Raw genomic sequence first — 16,594 nt, forward strand, 5'->3', positions numbered from 1 at the left:
GGCTAGCGACTGGATCAGCTGTCTGATTGAACGATCCTGCGGTGGCGCAGCGCGGGTGGATCGGCCTTCGTCAGGGTCCACCGGGATCTGATGATCGGCGTCGTCGAAGTCGGCTGATTTACGATCACTTCGCCGTCTGGGCGGCTTCCTCGACGAGTTCGGCGACCGCGCCGGGCTCCGACGCCTGGATCGCATGGCTGGCCGGACCTCGACGACGGTGGAATCCCTTCGACAGGTTCGACGAAGACCTCGAGGTCTCGAGCTTTATTGAAGGCAGGCCCGCAATTTGCCCGGCGTCAGCCCCATATGCCGGGAGAAGACGCGGGTCAGATGGCTCTGGTCGGCAAAGCCGCTCATAAGCGCGACGTCGGCAAGGGAGGCCGTTCCGGCAAGCATCTCCCTGGCGCGCTCGACGCGGCGCTTCACCAACCACTGATACGGCGCCATGCCGGTCGATTTCCTGAAGGCGTGCGCGAACTGGCTGGTTCCGAGCCCGCACAATCCAGCGAGTTCGGCAAGGCCGATGCCGCCCACCAGGCTGGTCTCGATCACCTCCTTGGCGAGCCGCTCCTGCCACGTGTTCAAGCCGCCGGTGATGCGTCGCCGTATTCCGAGATCGCCGTAATGCGCGCAGACATAGATGCCGAGGCTCCACATGAAATGATCGGCCAGCAACGGATCGAGCGTTTCGGGCGCGGCGAAGAAAGGTTGGGTTCGCAGGGTCAGATGCCGCAGCACCGGATCGGCCGTTACGTGGAAGGCGCTTCGCCCGAGATAGGTGACATGCGGTACTTCCAGGTCATCGGCGATCTCGCGCATGAAACTTCGCGGCAGCAGGGTCTCGATCGTGTGGCGCGGGGTGCTGAAATCGATGTGCTCGACCCCCGACAAATACAGCACATGAGTTTCGCCGTTCCGTCGCGGATGCGCGTAGTTGCGGCCGTCGACATGGATGTCGCTGGTCTCGTCCTTGAGCCGCACGCCGATGCTGAAGGCGTCGTCCCAACTGGGGAATTGCGGCTGGTGGCTTGTCGGCGTCAGGCCATAGCGGATGTCGGCCGCGATCAGCCGTGAGCACGCGACGGCCTTGACCGCCAGCTTGCCGGCATTGGGGGGCAGGCCGATCGGTACGGTCGCGATATCGACGCGCGGAACGTTGAGGACCATCGAAACCTCCTTGCTGCCCATGCACGTTCACGGCGGTCTTCATAGAAGATCATACAGAAGGTGATCCAGGCTGGACACCGCCAAAAATTGGCGGGCCGGGTTGTGACGTCCGCTCGAATTTTCACCTCCATCGGTAGAAGGCTTGATCATCGAACGATTGAACGATCTTGCAGTGCAGGAGGTGCGAGCCTGCGCAGGACTGGGACACAGGCCATCCCTAGCCTGTCGTCGCCGCAAATTTTATTAAATATTTCGCCGGACGAATTACTGTCCGTAGACCATTTCCCGGATCGTTGTGCTTTCAGTCCAGAAAACCTCACTGAATGCTCGATGTAATGTTGATCTATGTGGCAAGTTCCCGGAACGATATCGTGCGTGGCAACGTTGGTCCGGATGCACCCGCCTCGAACCCGTGTCGAGCGGTTCAAGCAGGCCTGGCATCACGAGGAGGATTTGTCCGATGAGCTTCTTCGTCAACGCGTTGGGCGTTCCTCTTCCCTACAGCGGCGCTTCCAACCACTGGTTCTCGGCGGCAGGGTCCGGACCGGACTTGTACGGCAGCTCCGGAAATGACTCCATCTACGGAGCATCCGGTGTCAACGTCACCATGCACGGCGGCACGGGCGACGACATCTATTACCTCTATGCGGCGGGCAACAAGGTGGCCGAGGGCGCTGGGGCCGGCATCGACACGATCAGCACATGGATGAGCTACAAGCTCCCCGATAATGTCGAGAACCTCATCGTCACACACGCCAATAACTATGCTTTCGGGAATGGGCTGGACAACATCATCACCGCCACGGCCGGACACCAGACGCTGGACGGCGGCGCGGGAAACGATGTGCTGATCGACGGCGGCGGCGGTTACGACACTTTCATCATCTCGAAAGGCAATGGAAGCGACCTGATAGCGAATTTTGCCGCCACCGACACCGTGCGCCTCAACGGCTACGGGTTCACGTCGTTCGACGCCATCCACTCGAGCATGATCCAGGCGGGATCGAACGTGCTGTTGAACCTCGGATCCGGCGAGATCCTCGAGTTCAAGGACACGACCATCGACAAGCTGCAGCCCAGCCAGTTCGAATTGCCGATCGACAAGTCCGGAATGAGCCTGTCCTTCAGCGATGATTTCAACACGCTGAACCTTCACAATAGCCAGGGCGGCACCTGGGACACCAACTTCTCGTGGGGAGCGCCGAACGGCAGCACCTTGAGCGGCAATGGCGAACTGCAGTGGTATATCGACGCCAATTACGCACCGACGAGTTCCGTCCACCCGTTCAGCGTGGAAAACGGCGTGCTTACCATCACCGCGGCGCAGGCGCCGGCGGATATCAAGCCGCTGATCAACAATTACGAATACACCTCCGGCATCCTGACGACCCACGACACCTTCTCGCAGACCTATGGCTATTTCGAAATGCGGGCCGACCTGCCCGAGCACGCCGGCGCCTGGCCGGCCTTCTGGCTGCTGCCGGAAGACGGTTCGTGGCCGCCGGAACTCGATGTCGTGGAGACTGCCGGCCAAGCCCCGAACTCGTTGATCATGACGGCGCACACGAATGAAACCGGTACGCACGTCAAGGTCTCCTCGACGGTGAGTGTCTCGGATACCGCCGGCTTCCACACCTATGGCCTGCTGTGGACGCCGGACAAGCTCGTCTGGACCTATGACGGTGTGCAGGTCGCCGAAGCCGCGACACCGTCCGACATGAACAAGCCGATGTACATGCTGGCCGATCTCGCGGTCGGCGGCTTTGCCGGCACCCCTCCGGATCACCTGGCCACGCCGGCCGAGATGAAGATCGACTACATCCGCGCCTATACGCTGGACAATGCGCCGGCGAACGCCCTGAACAGCAGCACCGCCACGCACAGCATCGCCAGCAGCACACTGCATGGCGGTTCCGAGTTTGGAGGCCACGCCTGAGGTCTCGGGATCATGCAGCCGCGGGGAATGCCGAAATGACTCGACCGTCCGGCCTGCGTCCGGTTTTCATGCGCGCCATCGCCGATGTCGGCGTCTTCTCTTTGTTGATCAACATCCTGCTGTTGGTGATCCCGCTCTACCTGCTGCAGGTCTATGACCGCGTGCTGCCATCCTCCAGCGTCGAGACGCTTGTCTATCTCTCGGCCATTGCGGTTCTTGCGCTCGCTTTCCTCGGGCTGCTGGACGCGATCCGTGCCGTTTACACGCAGCGCGTCTCGGCGACCGTCGACCGGAAGCTGGGCGCTGGCACATTCGCGGTTTCGCTTGGCGCAAGATATGCCGGCGGCCTGTCGCCGCTGCGCGACCTTGCCTCGGTCTGCGCCTTCATCAGGTCGCGCGGCGTGGCGGTGGTGTTCGACCTGCCCTTCGCTCCTGTCTTCTTCGCACTGCTCTATCTCATCCATCCGGTGCTGTTCTGGGTGACGGTCGCCGGCGCGGCGCTTCTGCTTTTCCTGGTCGTGGCCAATCAGCTTGCCATCGGCAGGAACGATGCTTTCTCGGCCGAGCGTTCGGCTTTGGCCAGCCAGGCGGAACAGGCTTTTGCCCGCAATGCCGAGACGCTGCGCGCCATGGGCATGGTGGAGAACGCCGCGCGGGTCTGGGGAGGGTACGTCGCGGCTGCACTCACCTTCCATGACCGTTCCTCGAGTGCCAATGCAATCTTCAGCGGCGCCTCGCGGGCGCTGCGCATGATGCTGCAGCTGGCGATCCTCGGCACCGGCGCATGGCTGGTGCTCAGGGGGCAGATGACGGCAGGCATGATCTTCGCGTCCTCGCTGGTATCGTCGCGGGCACTGCAGCCGCTCGACCAGTTGATCGGCGCCTGGCGGCAGATCGCCGATGCCCGGCGAGCGTGGAAACGGCTGGAGACGGCGCTTGCGGCGCGTCCGGCTGAAGCGCGCAAGCTGATCCTGCCCAATCCTACCGGCGCGATTTCCGTGCAGGACGTTTTCTTCATGGCGCCGAATGCCCAGCCTGGCACCGAACCCATCCTCAAGCGCCTGAACTTCCAGATCGGCGCCGGCGAAGCGTTGGCCATCGTCGGCCCGAGCGGCGCCGGCAAATCGACGCTGGCGCGGTTGCTTGTGGGCGCCGCCCAGCCGACCGGCGGCGCGGTCAGGATCGACGGCGCCGACCTCAGGACCTGGGACGAAAGCCTGCTCGGAAAGCATCTCGGCTACCTGGCCCAGGAGGTGGAGCTCTTTCCAGGGTCGATCGCGCAAAACGTCGCCCGCTTCGACCCCGATGCGGATGACGCCTCGATCATCGAGGCAGCAAGGCGGGCCGAGGCGCATGAACTGATCCTGGCGCAGCGGGACGGCTACCAGACATTGATAGGCCCGTCGGACAGGACGCTGTCGGGTGGCGAGCGCCAGCGGATCGGGCTTGCGCGCGCCTTTTACGGCAAGCCCAAGATCCTCGTGTTGGACGAGCCCAGCGCCCATCTCGACGGCGCGGGCGAAGCCGCGCTCGAAGCGGTGCTTGCCGCTGTGAAAGCGGCCGGCGTCACGACAATCGTGATCACGCACCGTCCTTCGATCGCCGCGTCCTGCGACCGCGTGATGCTTTTGCGCGGCGGCGTGATCGAAGCCTTCGGCCCAAGCGGCGAGGTGTTGCGGCAGTCTGGGGCCAGCACGGGCGCCGGCAAGGGCATTCCCCGGCAGAATCCCGTGGTGACGGGCTCGTTCGCCACGACGGTCCGCATGCATAACACCCGCTTTGGATCATAGACCATGGCGGTGCAGAGCCTCGCCCGGGAAGGCAGTCCGCGCACCGACATAAGGCGTGTGGCATCCGCCGGATACGCGGCAATAGCGCTATTGGTGGGTTGCTTTGGCTATTGGGCCGTCACGGCGCCGTTGTCTGGAGCGGTGATCACGCAAGGAACGATCTCGGCGACAGGCGGAAACATCCTGATCCAGCATCCCGAGGGCGGCATCATCCAGGAATTGCTGGTCCATGAAGGCGATCGCGTGCAACAGGCCCAGGATTTGATCGTGCTGGATCCAACAGCCGCGCGGGCCGAGCTCAACCGGTTGACGCGACAGTCGATCGCGCTCAGGGCGAGCGCGGCGCGGCTGGAGGCGGAACGCGACGGGTTGGACCGGCTGGCGCCAATCACCGAAACGGCGCCAGCACCGTTCCAGCGCGATTTCGAGACGCTGGTTGAAGAACAGCAGAAGGAATTCGACGCCAGGCTCGCCCGGTTTCGATCGGAACAATCGATCCTCGTCCAACGGGTGGCCATGCATCGACAGTCGGTCGTGGGATTGCAGGCCCAGAAACAGGCTATTCAGCAACAGGCCGACGTTGTGAAGAAGGAACTCGGCATCAAGACCGGCCTGCTGGACAGAGGCCTCACCAATCGTAGCGAATACTCCCAGCTTTTGCGCAGCGAAGCCGACCTTGTCGGGCAAGCCGGGGCGCTGGAGGCCTATCTTGCGACGGCCAACACCCAGATCGTCGAGGCCCAGGAACAGACCGAGCACCTCGCCACGCAGCGCGTGGAGGAGGCGCTGACGAAGCTGGACGACGTTCGCTCCAACCTGGCCGACATCGAGGAACAGATCAGGGCGGCCGAGGCGGTGCTGCGGCGAACGACGATCAAGGCACCGGCGGCGGGCATCGTGGTCTCGTCAACCTACAACTCCAAGGGCAGCGTGGTTGCCCCCGGCGAAAAGATCATGGAGATTCTGCCCACGGCACCGGGCCTGGTCGTCGATGCAAGGCTGCGGCCCAACGACATCGATCAGGTCCGTGTCGGCCAGCCGGCGAAGCTGCGATTGTCCGCCTTGAACACGCGGCTTACCCCGGAGGTTTCAGCCACCGTGACACAAATTTCCGCGGACCGGCTCATCGATCAGGCTACGCACGAGCCCTATTTCCGCGCCAGGCTGAAGATTGCCGCCGCATTGCCATCCGGCGTGAAGCCCGAGCAGCTTTATCCCGGGACGCCGGTCGAGGCGTTCATCAACACGGGCGACCGGACATTTTTCCAGTATCTGGCGCGGCCGATGCTCGATTCCTTTGCTCGCGCCTTCGCGGAGCGCTGACTGTCAGCGCACCGCTTCGCGGTGGACGCCGGGCAGGCGGGTGGCGATCAGCTTGTCGATGCGGCGGCCGTCGAGGTCGACCACTTCGAAGCGCCACCCCTGAGCGTCGACGCATTCGCCGGTCGCCGGCAAATGATGCATGTGCGACAGGACATAGCCGGCGACGGTCTCGTAGTCGCGGTTTTCGGGCAGGTCGATGCCGAGAACCTCGGCCATCTCGTCGGCCTGCATATAGCCGGCAAGCAGCCATGAGCCGTCCTCGCGCTTGACGGCGTTTTCCTCGTCGCCGGCATCAAGGTCCGCGCGGAACACGCCGGTGATGGCCTCCAGGATATCGGCAGGGGTGACGATGCCTTCGAAATGGCCGTATTCGTCATGCACCAGCGCCATCGGCACGTCGGATTCCTTCAGCTTCTGCAGCACATCAAGCGCATCGGCCTGATCGTAGACGATTGGCGCCGCGCGCACATGCTTGCGCGGGTCGAGCGTGCGGCCGGCCAGGATCGCGGCGAGCACGTCACGCGTCTGGACGACGCCGACCATGACATCGACGCCGCCGTCGCCCGCCGGCAGGCGCGAATGCTGGGTCTCGACCAACAGCCTGCGGATGGCCGCCTCATCGGATTGCAGATTGATCCAGTCGACCTCGGTGCGCGGCGTCATCACCGCGCGCACGGCGCGGTCGCCAAGCCGCATGACGCCGGCGATCATGCGCCGCTCGTCGGATTCGATGGTGCCGTGGTGCTCGGCCTCGGCGACCAGCATCTTGATCTCCTCGTCGGTGACCTTCTCCTCGCTTTCGCCACGCTGGCCGAGCAGCCACAGGATGGCGCGGCCGGAAATGTCGAGCAGGAAGACCAACGGCGCCGAGACGGTGGCAAGGATGGTCATCGCCGGCGCCACCCTGGCCGCAACCCGCTCGGGGTCGCGCAGCGCGATCTGCTTGGGCACCAGTTCGCCGACGATCAGCGAGAAATAGGTGATGATTGCAACCACGATGCCGACGCCGAGCGGATCGGCGACGGTCTCCCTCATGCCGGTCGAGGCCAGGAACTGCGCCAGCCGTTCGCCCAGCGTGGCGCCGGAAAACGCGCCCGACAGCACGCCGACCAAGGTGATGCCGATCTGCACCGAAGACAGGAACTTGCCGGGATTGGAGCCGAGCGCCAGGGCGCGGCCGGCGCCTTTGACCTCACGGTCGATCATCGTCTTCAGCCGGGCGGGGCGGGATGAAACGATGGCGAGTTCGGACATCGACAAAAGGCCGTTCACGCAGATGAGGACGACCACGATAGCAATTTCAACGTATAGCATGAGGGCTCAATAGCATTGCGGCGGGCCGCTCGAAAATAGTCCTTCATGATTTTTGGAAGATGACGGTCGCGGCTCTTGGGCGACATCCGGCGGCAACATCGAAGAACACGCCGCGATTTTCAATCCGATCCCGGGCCGACCGGTCTACGTGCGCATGATTTCACTGCGGCTGCTTCAGCACGCCGACGATCGCCTTGCCGTCGGTGAAATAGGGGTCGCCGCCGCCATTGCGGCCGGTTTTGGTGGCGCCGATGCCGGCTAGCTCGCTGGTCGAGATCAACTCGCCGGCGGCGCGCAGGTCGCCGATGAGAAAATCGCGCTCGGCGTCGATGTCGGGGCCGATATGGTGGGTGATGGCGCCGGTGTCGTGGCTCAGCCCCACGCCGCGATCGAAGCTCGCGGAGCCCAGCCAAAGCGGACGGCCATCGTCGCCGACCGTATCCGTCTGCCAGAAGCGGACATGGTGGCGCCGGTCGGCGCTGTCTCCGACGGGCTTTTCGAAGGCAAGATCCTGGGCGCGGCCTTCGAACAGCAACCGGCTCATCGGCGCATCGGGATAGGGGCGGGAAAACAGGACACTTTCGCCGATGTCGATGGCGGTCCTCAAAGTGACGGCATCGGCGGTGTCCCAGCCGGCGACCGCGAAGGCGTGGACCACCTCTTTTTCAGTACCGACGAGACCGATATTGATCGGGTCGCCGGGAATGCCTTGCGGCGTATGGGTCACCATTTCGAAGCGCTGGTCGCGAAAACCGCGCTCCCGAAATGTCCAGAATTCCGGTGCGGCGACATAAGCGAGCGCCAGCCAGGCGGCCAGCAGGGCCGCTACCCAGATAGCAATGCGTCGCTGGAGGCTTCGTTGGCTCATGAAGGAGGCTCGATCCGTGGGGGTATCTGTTGCCTGACGGTCCTTTGGAAATCAATGGCCACAGATGAGCAGCCGGTCTATCGTCAGCCATCATTTTTCAGGGGGCTGGAATGAAGCTGAAGCCGACGCGCCGGAGATCGATGGCGTTGACCGCCGATCTTGTCGTCAGGGTCGAGCGCATCGAACCGGATCCCGGCCCTGAGCCTGGAACAACCGAGCACACCGATGCGGAGTTCGATGAGTTGGTCGAGCGACTGCTTGCCGAATATCGACCCGAAACGCTGTGGGTCTTTGCCTATGGTTCGTTGATCTGGAATCCCGAATTCGTTCCTGTCGAGCAGCGCCCGGCGACAGCGCCTGGATGGCACCGCTCGTTCTGCCTGAAGTTAACCCGCTGGCGCGGAACACGCCAATTGCCAGCCCTGATGTTGGCGCTCGATCGCGGCGGCAGCTGCAATGGCATTGTCTATAGACTGCCCGCGGAAGATCATTTCGGGCAACTCGGCCAGCTTATGCGCCGCGAGATCGATGCCAATCCGCCAACCAACGTGCCTTGCTGGATCAAGGTCAAGACCAAGGAGGGTCCGCTGCGTGCTCTGGCTTTCGTCGCCGCCCCGGATGGCAAGGCCTATGCCGGACGGTTGCCGTTGGAGCAGGTCGCGGACACCCTGGCGCGAGCCGCCGGACATTGGGGCTCGTCGGCGCAGTATCTGTTCCGGACTGTCAGCAAGCTGGAGGAAAGCGGTATTCGCGACAGGAATCTCTGGCGCATCCAGGATCTGGTGGCACGGCAAATTATCGCATCCACCGGTGACGCTTGAGCTTTTCCTAGCGGCAGGCGCGATAACCGTTCTTGCGGTTCTTGATGTCGAAATGGAAATGGTTGCGGTGGTCGTAATTGTAGCCGGGGCCGAGCACGGTGGTGAAATACTGGCAGCCGTCGGCGCGCACGTTGTTGAGGAAGCCGCGGGTGCGGAAGGCGAACAGGCCGGGCTTGCGCACGTCGATGTCGTCGCCATTGTTGAGCTCGATGCTCATGACGTCGAGCGCGTTGCCCTTGCCGTGCTCGGACAGCACGCCTTCGCCGGCGATGTTGCGGCAGGAATAGCTGGAGCCCTGGTGGATGGTCCTGACGCCGGAGAAGTAGCGCCAGCGCGCGGAAGGAACGAGTTCGTTCTTCGTCCAGGCGGCAAAGGTGGCGGCCATGTCGCAGGTCAGCGTTGCGGCGGGTTTCATCTGGATGCTGCCGATGGCCGTAACCTTGACCGGGTAATCGATGCCGCACTGGCCTTCGTGGATCGGTGCCAGGTCGGTGTAGGCGACATCGAGGCGCTTCAGCTCTCGGCGGCAATCGATCTCGCTGGCCGGAACCTGCTCGACCGGCGACATCGGCTCGTCCATGCGCGGATAGGCGGCCTGCGTCATGTAGGGATTGGACGGGACAAGCTTCTGCATGCCTGTGTATTGCGGCACGGCCGCCGTCTGCGAGCCGACATCGACGGCCGGCTGCAGCGACAGCACGCTGCCGGTGTTGCAGGCCGAAACGGCCGCAAGGGTGAGGCCGGTGGCCAGCAGCATCACGGGTTTCGATCGGCGCGCGGTGGCGAAAAACACGGCGCGAAATTTGCCGGCCATTTGCAGGATCCCACTTCTGGATATCCGGCATTTTAACGATCAAGGGTAAAGGAAAACTCAGCGACCGCGTTCACTCATGCGGCCGAATTGCGGCGGCGATCCTGCAACAGCCGCGTTTACTGGCAGAACGTGCCGCCATGGCGGCGCGGTTCGAGATCGAGATGGAAATGCAAGGCGTGGTCGGCATCGGCGCCAGGTCCGAGCACGGTCTTGAACGGACCGCAGGCGGCCTTGCGCACGGCGTCGAGGAATTTTGCGTCCTTTTCCGGCGGCGCCGGCCCGACCTCGATCTTCTTGCCGTCCGATAAGGTGAAGCTGGCGATGTCGAGGGCGTTGCCGAAAGCGTGCTCCGAGAGTTTCCTGGTGCCGTTGCGGGGACGGCAGACAAAGGCCGACGCCTGGCTGATCGATTTCAGGTCGGCGCCGAATTCGGCCTTTGCAGCCGGCTGCACGACCTCCGCGGCAAACCGGGCGGCTGCCTCGGCCATCGGGCAGTTGAGCTCGGTGCTGGGGGCAATCGCAATCGACTTGCCCAGGCTCTTCAGCACCAGCGGATAGGGGATCGAGCAGCCGATTTCGGGATTGCTTTCAGCCTTGTGCTCCTCGAATTCGACGCCGAGCGCCTTCAACCGCTCGCGGCAAGCGACTTCCTCCGCCGGCATTTTCGCGTCGGGCAGATCGGCAGAGCGCGGGTCGGGGAGCATCTTCTCGTCGCCGGCATCCGCTGGTTTTTCAGGCGGCGTCGGCGCGACATCAGGCGGCTGAGCCCCTGGTTCGGCGGTGTCGGGCCTTTGTGTCGGGACCGGGACTTCGGCCGGCGGCTCCGGCTCGTTTTCCGTATCGGCGGATGGCTCCGAGGCTGGCGGTCCGGGGTGCGCCTGCTTTTCCTGACGGGACTTATCTTCATTGAACCGACCGGCCGCCCCGGCGGTCTTTGGCACGTCCGCCTTTTGTTCCTCCGTCGTCGCGGCATCGGTCTTCGGCGCGTCCGCGGGACGCGGTTCAGGCACTGGAACATCGGCAGGCGAGGCCTGCCGGTCCTGCGTCTTCCGTTGTGCCTTGTCCGGAGTGATATGGTCCGGGGTGATGTGCCGCTTGCCCCGTGATTTCAGGCGCTGCCTTGCCCGGGGTGCCAGCGGTTGGTCGGCACGCGGTGTCAGCGGCTGCTCCATCCGTGGCGCCGGTCGTCCGTCATGCCTGTGACGATGCCTGGCGTCGGCCGGGGTCACCAGCAAGGTGGCGGCCATCAACGACAACGCCAGTCTGCGAAACAGGGAAAAGCTCAGCGTTGCCATCGCTTCGAAACGGCGCCGGCATGCCGAAGTTGCCTGGAAGGCGCTTTCCCCCGATCACAATCGGTAACCGCGCCGTTACGCGCCAATTGCTTCGAGGCCTTCCTCCAGCCAATCGGCGAGCAGCGGCATGCCGAGCAGGTATTTCGCCGTGCGCCTGTTGGCGCGTTCGCGCGCCGCCGTCACGGCATCGGACCATTCCGCCGCGTCATAGTCGCCGCGGCCGACCCAGGCCAGTGCGATCAGTTCGGCCGCCTCGTCGACATTGAGGTCGTTGATCAGCTCGCGAAATTCCTCTTCGGTCAGGTTCTCCGAACTTTCCTCGGCGAGGCCATCATGATGATGATTGTCGTGGGTGCCGCCGTCGAACTCGATCTCGTGCTCGGCGCCGTCAGTATAATCCTCGTTGACGGCCGCGCTTAGCGCCTTGGCCTTGAGGATGAACAGGCGCACAGTGTCGGGGCCGATCGTAAGGTCCCAGTCCTTTTCAAGCCGCCGCTGCACGGGCCGTCTCCGTCAGTCGTTTGCCCGGATGATAGCGGATTTGCGGCATCCGTCACCTGATGTTCTCCACGCTGATTTTTTCCGGGATGAAACGCGGACCGCCCTGCGTTAGTATTCTATTCTCACCCCTCCAGGAGGCTTCGATGCATAAAAGAGTGCTGATCCAGGCGGCGGGCGCGCTTCTCGCCCTGCAGTTCATGGTCGTTCCGGTGTTCGCCGCCGGAAGTGGTGGCGGCAGCGACGAAACCGTCACCCAATGCAAGAAGGGCATGGTCTGGGACAAGAAGAAGCATAAATGCGTGGCACCCCAGGAAGGCATGCTGGACGACGACAGCATCTATGATGCCGGACATGCGCTGGCGATGGCCGGGCGTTATGACGAGGCGATCGCCGTGCTCAGCCTCGCCGCCAACAAGCAGGATCCGCGCATCCTCAACTATCTCGGCTATTCGCACCGCCATTCCGGACGCGTCACTGTCGGCCTCGGCTACTACGAGGAAGCGCTGCGCATCGACCCGAACTACACACTGGTGCGCGAATATCTCGGCGAGGCACATTTGCAGATTGGCGACCTAGCCGGCGCTCAGCAGCAGCTGGCGGAGATCGAGAAACGCACCGGCAAGGGCTCGCGCGAATACGGCATGCTGGCCGAGCAGATCGACCATTTCATGCGGAGCTGACCACGCTCCAGGCCATTCCTCGAAGCGGCCGCGATCGTTCGCGGCCGCTTTTTTGTTCACCTGTCTCGTTAGAGCAGTTCCTGGAATTGGCTCCGCAGCCTCGGTTGGATGGCAGCCTCGACGATTTTTGAAAAACCCATTTTTTGGGCGTGAAAAACCCGCTGACATTGCTATATTAGGGCAAATTGCGGTGAGACGGTTCCGTTAGCCCGAGGCTGCCGGACCGTTTTCTTTTTGTACCCAACGACAAGGCTTCCCCCGAAACGCGGGGGTGGCGGCAGGAAAGGTGAGGCATGATGAACAAGGTCCCGATGACAGGCGAGGGGTTCGCGTCATTGAAGGAAGAACTGCGCTGGCGCCAGCAGGAAGAGCGGCCGCGCATCATCGAGGCGATCTCCGAAGCGCGCTCGCATGGCGACCTGTCCGAAAATGCCGAATATCATGCCGCAAAAGAGGCACAGAGCCTCAATGAGGGCCGCGTCAACGAGCTCGAGGATTATATCGCGCGGGCCGAGGTGATCGACGTCACCAAGCTCAGCGGCGAAAAGGTCAAGTTCGGCGCTACCGTCGTGTTGGTCGACGAGGACACCGAGGAAAAGAAGACTTATCAGATCGTCGGCGACCAGGAAGCCGACGTGAAGTCCGGCCGCATCTCGATCTCCTCGCCGATCGCGCGCGCGCTGATCGGCAAGGAAGTCGGCGACGCCATCGAGGTCAATGCCCCCGGTGGTGCAAGGGGTTACGAGATCGTCCAGGTGCAGTTCATCTAGCGGATTAGGGGCGCCGCTGACCTATTCAAGTTGAGGTTGCGCTGCCCCTTGCCCTACCGGGCATTTCTCCCCGTATAGGGACGGGGAGAAAAACGCTGTCACGTGTGATTTCGCTAATTTTCGGGTTGTAGAAATAGGCGCCAGCATTGCGGCCAGCCCCTTCTCCCCGTCCTATACGGGGAGAAGATGCCGGCAGGCAGATGAGGGGCGGCGCCAGCCTTTTCAATTGAATTCATTTGAAAAAATCAATTCTTACCAGCCAGAGCAGCGCCTCTACGCGCCAGCAGCCTCTCCGCCTCAGCCACCACCTCGCTCGGCGTCAAACGCCCACCTGGCGGCGCCAATGGCGTCGACGCATAGGGCCCGCGTGGACCTGTCAGCCCCGGCTCGGTGGCCAAAAAAACCGCGACCGTCGGCAGGCCGAAGGCGCTGGCGAGATGGGTCAGGCCGGTGTCGGCGCCGATAACCAGCGTCGAGCGGCCGAGGACGGCGGCGATGTCGGCGAGCGGCGATTTCGGCACCACGGCCGTGGAGGGCACCGCCCTGGCGATCGCTTCGGCCACGGCCTTCTCACGCTCGTTCGACCAGGTGGTGACCGGCGCCATACCCCGCTCGACGAGCAGGCGGGCCGTCCCGATCCAGTCTTCGGCCGGCCATTTCTTGTCCTCACGGCTGGTGCCGTGCAGCAGGAAGGCGGTGTTTGCGCCGATGTTGGTTGAAGTGACCGGCGGCGGAACGATGCCGGAGTTGAGTGTCGACAGATCGGGCTGATAGCCGAGCGCCTGCCCGAACAGCCGCCGCGTGCGCTCTATGGCGTGCAGGTTGCGCGGCACGCCGTAGGTCACGTCATAGAACAGCGTTGCCGAGGGTTCGCGCGCGCTCGACCGGTCGAAGCCGGCAATCGGTGCTCCCGCCTGCCGTGCCACCAGGGCCGACTTCAACAGGCCCTGCGCATCGATGACAAGGTCGTAGCGGCAATCGCGCAAGGTGCGGCGCAGCGCGGCCGCCTCGCGCCAGGTGGCGCCACCGAGCAGCGCCTTGCGCCAGCGCCGGATGCCGACCGTGTGGATCCTGCCGATCGCCGGGTGCAGCGCCACGATGCCGGCGAACGCCTCTTCGACGCACCAGTCGAAGGACACGTCCGGCCTGGCGAGGCTGGTGTCCTCGACGGCCGGGAAGGTGTGAATGACATCGCCCATCGACGATGTCTTGACGATCAGTACCTTCATGCCGCCGCCGGAAGTTCCAGCAGGCGTTCCGCCGCTGCCGCGACTTGCCCGACTTCCAATGTCTTCAGGCAGTTGAGATGGCTGAGGGGGCAGATCTTCTGGTGGCAGGGCGAGCAGGACAGGCCGAGCCAGACCAGTTCGCGGCGCTCCGCCAGCGGCGGTGTATTTTGCGGCGAGGTCGAGCCATAGACTGCGACGATCGGCGTGCCGACCCCCGCCGCGACATGCATCAGCCCGCTGTCGTTGGACACCGCCAGCCTTGCCGCCGCTATCAGGTCGATGGCGTCTTCCAGCCGCGTCTGGCCGGCGAGGTCGACGACGCCGGGGGCGAGGCTTGCGATCTCCGCCGTCACGTCGCGGTCGTTCTTCGAGCCGAACAGGGCGACCTTGAGACCCTTGCCCATCAAGTCACGGGCCAGGCCGGCATAGCTTTCGCTCGGCCAGCGCTTGGCCGGTCCGAACTCGGCACCGGGCATCAGGGCCACGAATTGCTGTGGCGCGAGCCCGAAACGATCGAGCAGGGCGGCCTGGTTGTTGGCGTCGACGGTCAGGTGAGGGGCGCGGAAGGTGCCACCCTGGGCGAGGCCGAAATAGGCCTGCGCGGTGCGCCGTTTCGCGGCCTCGGGCAGCGGCACGATGTCGGTCAAAAGGCCATAGCGCATCTCCCTGAGATGGCCGAACCGGCGCGGGATGCGGGCAAAGAAGGGGATCAGCGCCGACTTCCAGCTGCCCGGCAGGATATAGGCCATATCATAGCGGCCGCGCAGCAGGCGGCCGAAGCGGCGGCGATGGGTGAATTCGAGCGCGCCGGGCTTCAGCGGAAAGTCGATCTGCTGGCGGATTTCGGGCATGCGCTTGACCAGCGGGGCGGCCCAGGCCGGCGCCAGCACGTCGATCGCGGCGTTGGGGTGCAGCTCCTTCAGCGCCGAGAACAGGCACTGCGCCATCACCATATCGCCCACCCAGCGTGGGCCGATCACGAGGATCGTTGGGCTTTCAGCCATTCGACATAGTCTCTGACGCCAGTTTCGACGCTCCGGAACTGGCCATTGTAACCGGCCGCGCGCAAACGGGACATATCAGCTTGCGTGAAGCTCTGGTAGCTGCCCTTGAGATGGTCGGGAAATTCGATGAACTCGATCTCGCCTTTGCCGAGCGTGTCGATGACGGTTTCGGCGACGGCGCGGAACGGCTGGGCGCGGCCGGTGCCGCAATTGAAGATGCCGCTCGCGCCGCGCTTCCACAGCCACAGATTGACGTCGGCGACATCGCCGACATGGATGAAGTCGCGGCTCTGTTCGCCAGGGCCGAAACTATCGTAGGCGCCGAACAGTTTCGGGTTTTCGCCACGCTCGACCTGGTTGAAGAGATGGAAGGCGACCGAGGCCATGGCGCCCTTGTGCGCCTCGCGCGGCCCGTAGACGTTGAAGTAGCGCAGGCCCGCGACCTGCGAGTGGTCACTGTCAAAGACGCTGCGCCTGACATAGTCGTCGAAGAGTTTCTTGGAATAGGCGTAGACATTGAGCGGCCGTTCGAGCGTCGGATCCTCGCGGAACTCGGCGCCGCCGCCATATACGGACGCAGAGGAGGCATAGAGGAAGGGCACGCGCAGGGCCTGGCAGGCATGCAGCAGCCGCTTCGAATAAGCAAAATTCACCTCCATCATGAACTTGCCGTTCCACTCTGTGGTGGTCGAGCAGGCGCCCTGGTGGAACACGGCCTCGATACGGCCGAGCGAGCCGGCCTCGATGCGGGGCAGGAAATCGTCCTTGTCGAGATAGTCGGCAATGCCAAGATCGGCGAGGTTGGAGATCTTGTGGCCGTCGGTGAGGTCGTCGACGACAAGGATGTCGTCATGGCCCTCGGCATTGAGCGCGGCGACGATGTTGGAGCCGATCATGCCGGCGCCGCCCGTGACGATGATCATGAAGGCCTCTGGTTGCTTGCGATTCCGGTCCTTATAAGGGAGGCCAGCCGGGCTGTCGACAAAGCAGGTGCAGGGCGACGGCAGGCGAGGCGGGTTGACGTCACGGTGGGGCCGCAAAGCTGCCGCTTCTGTTGGTTCGCCTGCCGGACTGGATCACGA

15 protein-coding genes are annotated in these 16,594 nt (G+C 63.7%); 6 read left to right on the forward strand and 9 right to left on the reverse strand.

What is annotated here, in order from left to right:
- Nucleotides 1-264: 264 nt before the first annotated feature.
- A complete protein-coding gene (locus MESOP_RS11755; RefSeq protein ID WP_013893556.1) occupies nt 265-1,167 on the reverse strand; it encodes a helix-turn-helix domain-containing protein in 903 nt (300 codons plus the stop codon).
- A 460-nt stretch (nt 1,168-1,627) separates the two neighbouring features.
- On the opposite strand from MESOP_RS11755, the gene eglC reads away from it, so the two are divergent.
- Genes eglC through MESOP_RS11770 form a run of 3 tightly spaced genes read left to right on the forward strand, consistent with a single transcriptional unit; the run spans nt 1,628 to nt 6,216 of the window.
- Nucleotides 1,628-3,103, forward strand: a complete 1,476-nt coding sequence (eglC, locus tag MESOP_RS11760) for an endo-1,3-1,4-beta-glycanase EglC (RefSeq protein ID WP_013893557.1) — start codon at nt 1,628-1,630, stop codon at nt 3,101-3,103.
- A gap of 35 nt (nt 3,104-3,138) precedes the next feature.
- Nucleotides 3,139-4,893, forward strand: a complete 1,755-nt coding sequence (locus tag MESOP_RS11765) for a type I secretion system permease/ATPase (RefSeq protein WP_013893558.1) — start codon at nt 3,139-3,141, stop codon at nt 4,891-4,893.
- Nucleotides 4,894-4,896: 3 nt separating this feature from the next.
- Nucleotides 4,897-6,216, forward strand: a complete 1,320-nt coding sequence (locus MESOP_RS11770) for an HlyD family type I secretion periplasmic adaptor subunit (protein WP_013893559.1) — start codon at nt 4,897-4,899, stop codon at nt 6,214-6,216.
- 3 nt (nt 6,217-6,219) lie between these two features.
- Here the strand turns inward: MESOP_RS11770 and MESOP_RS11775 are convergent, their stop codons facing one another.
- Entirely contained in the window at nt 6,220-7,530 is a 1,311-nt protein-coding gene (locus MESOP_RS11775) for a hemolysin family protein (protein WP_013893560.1), read from the reverse strand.
- Between the two features lie 160 nt (nt 7,531-7,690).
- Nucleotides 7,691-8,398, reverse strand: coding sequence for an LssY C-terminal domain-containing protein (locus MESOP_RS11780; RefSeq protein ID WP_013893561.1), 708 nt, complete (start codon nt 8,396-8,398; stop codon nt 7,691-7,693).
- 110 nt (nt 8,399-8,508) lie between these two features.
- Between MESOP_RS11780 and MESOP_RS11785 the strand changes: the two genes are divergently transcribed.
- On the forward strand, nt 8,509-9,219 hold the full coding sequence (locus MESOP_RS11785; RefSeq protein ID WP_013893562.1) for a gamma-glutamylcyclotransferase: 711 nt from the start codon (nt 8,509-8,511) through the stop codon (nt 9,217-9,219).
- Between the two features lie 7 nt (nt 9,220-9,226).
- On the opposite strand, the gene MESOP_RS11790 is transcribed toward MESOP_RS11785, so the two are convergent.
- From MESOP_RS11790 to MESOP_RS11800, 3 genes are all read right to left on the reverse strand, one after another.
- Nucleotides 9,227-10,033, reverse strand: a complete 807-nt coding sequence (locus MESOP_RS11790; protein WP_013893563.1) for an extensin-like domain-containing protein — start codon at nt 10,031-10,033, stop codon at nt 9,227-9,229.
- Nucleotides 10,034-10,149: 116 nt separating this feature from the next.
- Nucleotides 10,150-11,205 (reverse strand): extensin-like domain-containing protein, encoded by a 1,056-nt coding sequence (locus tag MESOP_RS11795; RefSeq protein WP_013893564.1) that lies wholly within the window; start codon nt 11,203-11,205, stop codon nt 10,150-10,152.
- 198 nt (nt 11,206-11,403) lie between these two features.
- Entirely contained in the window at nt 11,404-11,829 is a 426-nt protein-coding gene (locus MESOP_RS11800; RefSeq protein ID WP_013893565.1) for a DUF3775 domain-containing protein, read from the reverse strand.
- Between the two features lie 143 nt (nt 11,830-11,972).
- Between MESOP_RS11800 and MESOP_RS11805 the strand changes: the two genes are divergently transcribed.
- Both MESOP_RS11805 and greA read left to right on the forward strand, forming a co-directional pair.
- Nucleotides 11,973-12,509: a tetratricopeptide repeat protein gene (locus tag MESOP_RS11805; RefSeq protein WP_013893566.1), complete on the forward strand. Its 537-nt coding sequence runs from the start codon at nt 11,973-11,975 to the stop codon at nt 12,507-12,509.
- Nucleotides 12,510-12,805: 296 nt separating this feature from the next.
- Nucleotides 12,806-13,279, forward strand: a complete 474-nt coding sequence (gene greA / locus MESOP_RS11810) for a transcription elongation factor GreA (RefSeq protein ID WP_023767588.1) — start codon at nt 12,806-12,808, stop codon at nt 13,277-13,279.
- A 245-nt stretch (nt 13,280-13,524) separates the two neighbouring features.
- Here greA and waaC read toward each other — a convergent pair whose 3' ends face one another.
- Genes waaC through rfaD form a run of 3 tightly spaced genes read right to left on the reverse strand, consistent with a single transcriptional unit; the run spans nt 13,525 to nt 16,435 of the window.
- Nucleotides 13,525-14,508 carry a lipopolysaccharide heptosyltransferase I gene (gene waaC, locus MESOP_RS11815; protein WP_013893568.1) on the reverse strand — a complete coding sequence of 328 codons (984 nt, stop codon included), beginning with the start codon at nt 14,506-14,508 and terminating at the stop codon, nt 13,525-13,527.
- A complete protein-coding gene (gene waaF / locus MESOP_RS11820) occupies nt 14,505-15,512 on the reverse strand; it encodes a lipopolysaccharide heptosyltransferase II (RefSeq protein ID WP_013893569.1) in 1,008 nt (335 codons plus the stop codon). The genes waaC and waaF overlap by 4 nt, the downstream gene beginning before the upstream one ends.
- A complete protein-coding gene (rfaD, locus tag MESOP_RS11825) occupies nt 15,485-16,435 on the reverse strand; it encodes an ADP-glyceromanno-heptose 6-epimerase (RefSeq protein WP_013893570.1) in 951 nt (316 codons plus the stop codon). The genes waaF and rfaD overlap by 28 nt, the downstream gene beginning before the upstream one ends.
- Nucleotides 16,436-16,594: the final 159 nt, after the last annotated feature.

The organism is Mesorhizobium opportunistum WSM2075 (assembly GCF_000176035.2).
GTDB lineage: Bacteria > Pseudomonadota > Alphaproteobacteria > Rhizobiales > Rhizobiaceae > Mesorhizobium > Mesorhizobium opportunistum.

Excerpts from the sequence above, each read along its gene's own strand:
- MESOP_RS11755 (WP_013893556.1), bottom strand. The coding sequence starts at position 1,167 with ATGGTCCTCAACGTTCCGCGCGTCGATATCGCGACCGTACCGATCGGC.
- eglC (WP_013893557.1), top strand. The coding sequence starts at position 1,628 with ATGAGCTTCTTCGTCAACGCGTTGGGCGTTCCTCTTCCCTACAGCGGC.
- MESOP_RS11765 (WP_013893558.1), top strand. The coding sequence starts at position 3,139 with ATGACTCGACCGTCCGGCCTGCGTCCGGTTTTCATGCGCGCCATCGCC.
- MESOP_RS11770 (WP_013893559.1), top strand. The coding sequence starts at position 4,897 with ATGGCGGTGCAGAGCCTCGCCCGGGAAGGCAGTCCGCGCACCGACATA.
- MESOP_RS11775 (WP_013893560.1), bottom strand. The coding sequence starts at position 7,530 with ATGCTATACGTTGAAATTGCTATCGTGGTCGTCCTCATCTGCGTGAAC.
- MESOP_RS11780 (WP_013893561.1), bottom strand. The coding sequence starts at position 8,398 with ATGAGCCAACGAAGCCTCCAGCGACGCATTGCTATCTGGGTAGCGGCC.
- MESOP_RS11785 (WP_013893562.1), top strand. The coding sequence starts at position 8,509 with ATGAAGCTGAAGCCGACGCGCCGGAGATCGATGGCGTTGACCGCCGAT.
- MESOP_RS11790 (WP_013893563.1), bottom strand. The coding sequence starts at position 10,033 with ATGGCCGGCAAATTTCGCGCCGTGTTTTTCGCCACCGCGCGCCGATCG.
- MESOP_RS11795 (WP_013893564.1), bottom strand. The coding sequence starts at position 11,205 with ATGGAGCAGCCGCTGACACCGCGTGCCGACCAACCGCTGGCACCCCGG.
- MESOP_RS11805 (WP_013893566.1), top strand. The coding sequence starts at position 11,973 with ATGCATAAAAGAGTGCTGATCCAGGCGGCGGGCGCGCTTCTCGCCCTG.
- greA (WP_023767588.1), top strand. The coding sequence starts at position 12,806 with ATGAACAAGGTCCCGATGACAGGCGAGGGGTTCGCGTCATTGAAGGAA.
- waaC (WP_013893568.1), bottom strand. The coding sequence starts at position 14,508 with ATGAAGGTACTGATCGTCAAGACATCGTCGATGGGCGATGTCATTCAC.
- waaF (WP_013893569.1), bottom strand. The coding sequence starts at position 15,512 with ATGGCTGAAAGCCCAACGATCCTCGTGATCGGCCCACGCTGGGTGGGC.
- rfaD (WP_013893570.1), bottom strand. The coding sequence starts at position 16,435 with ATGATCATCGTCACGGGCGGCGCCGGCATGATCGGCTCCAACATCGTC.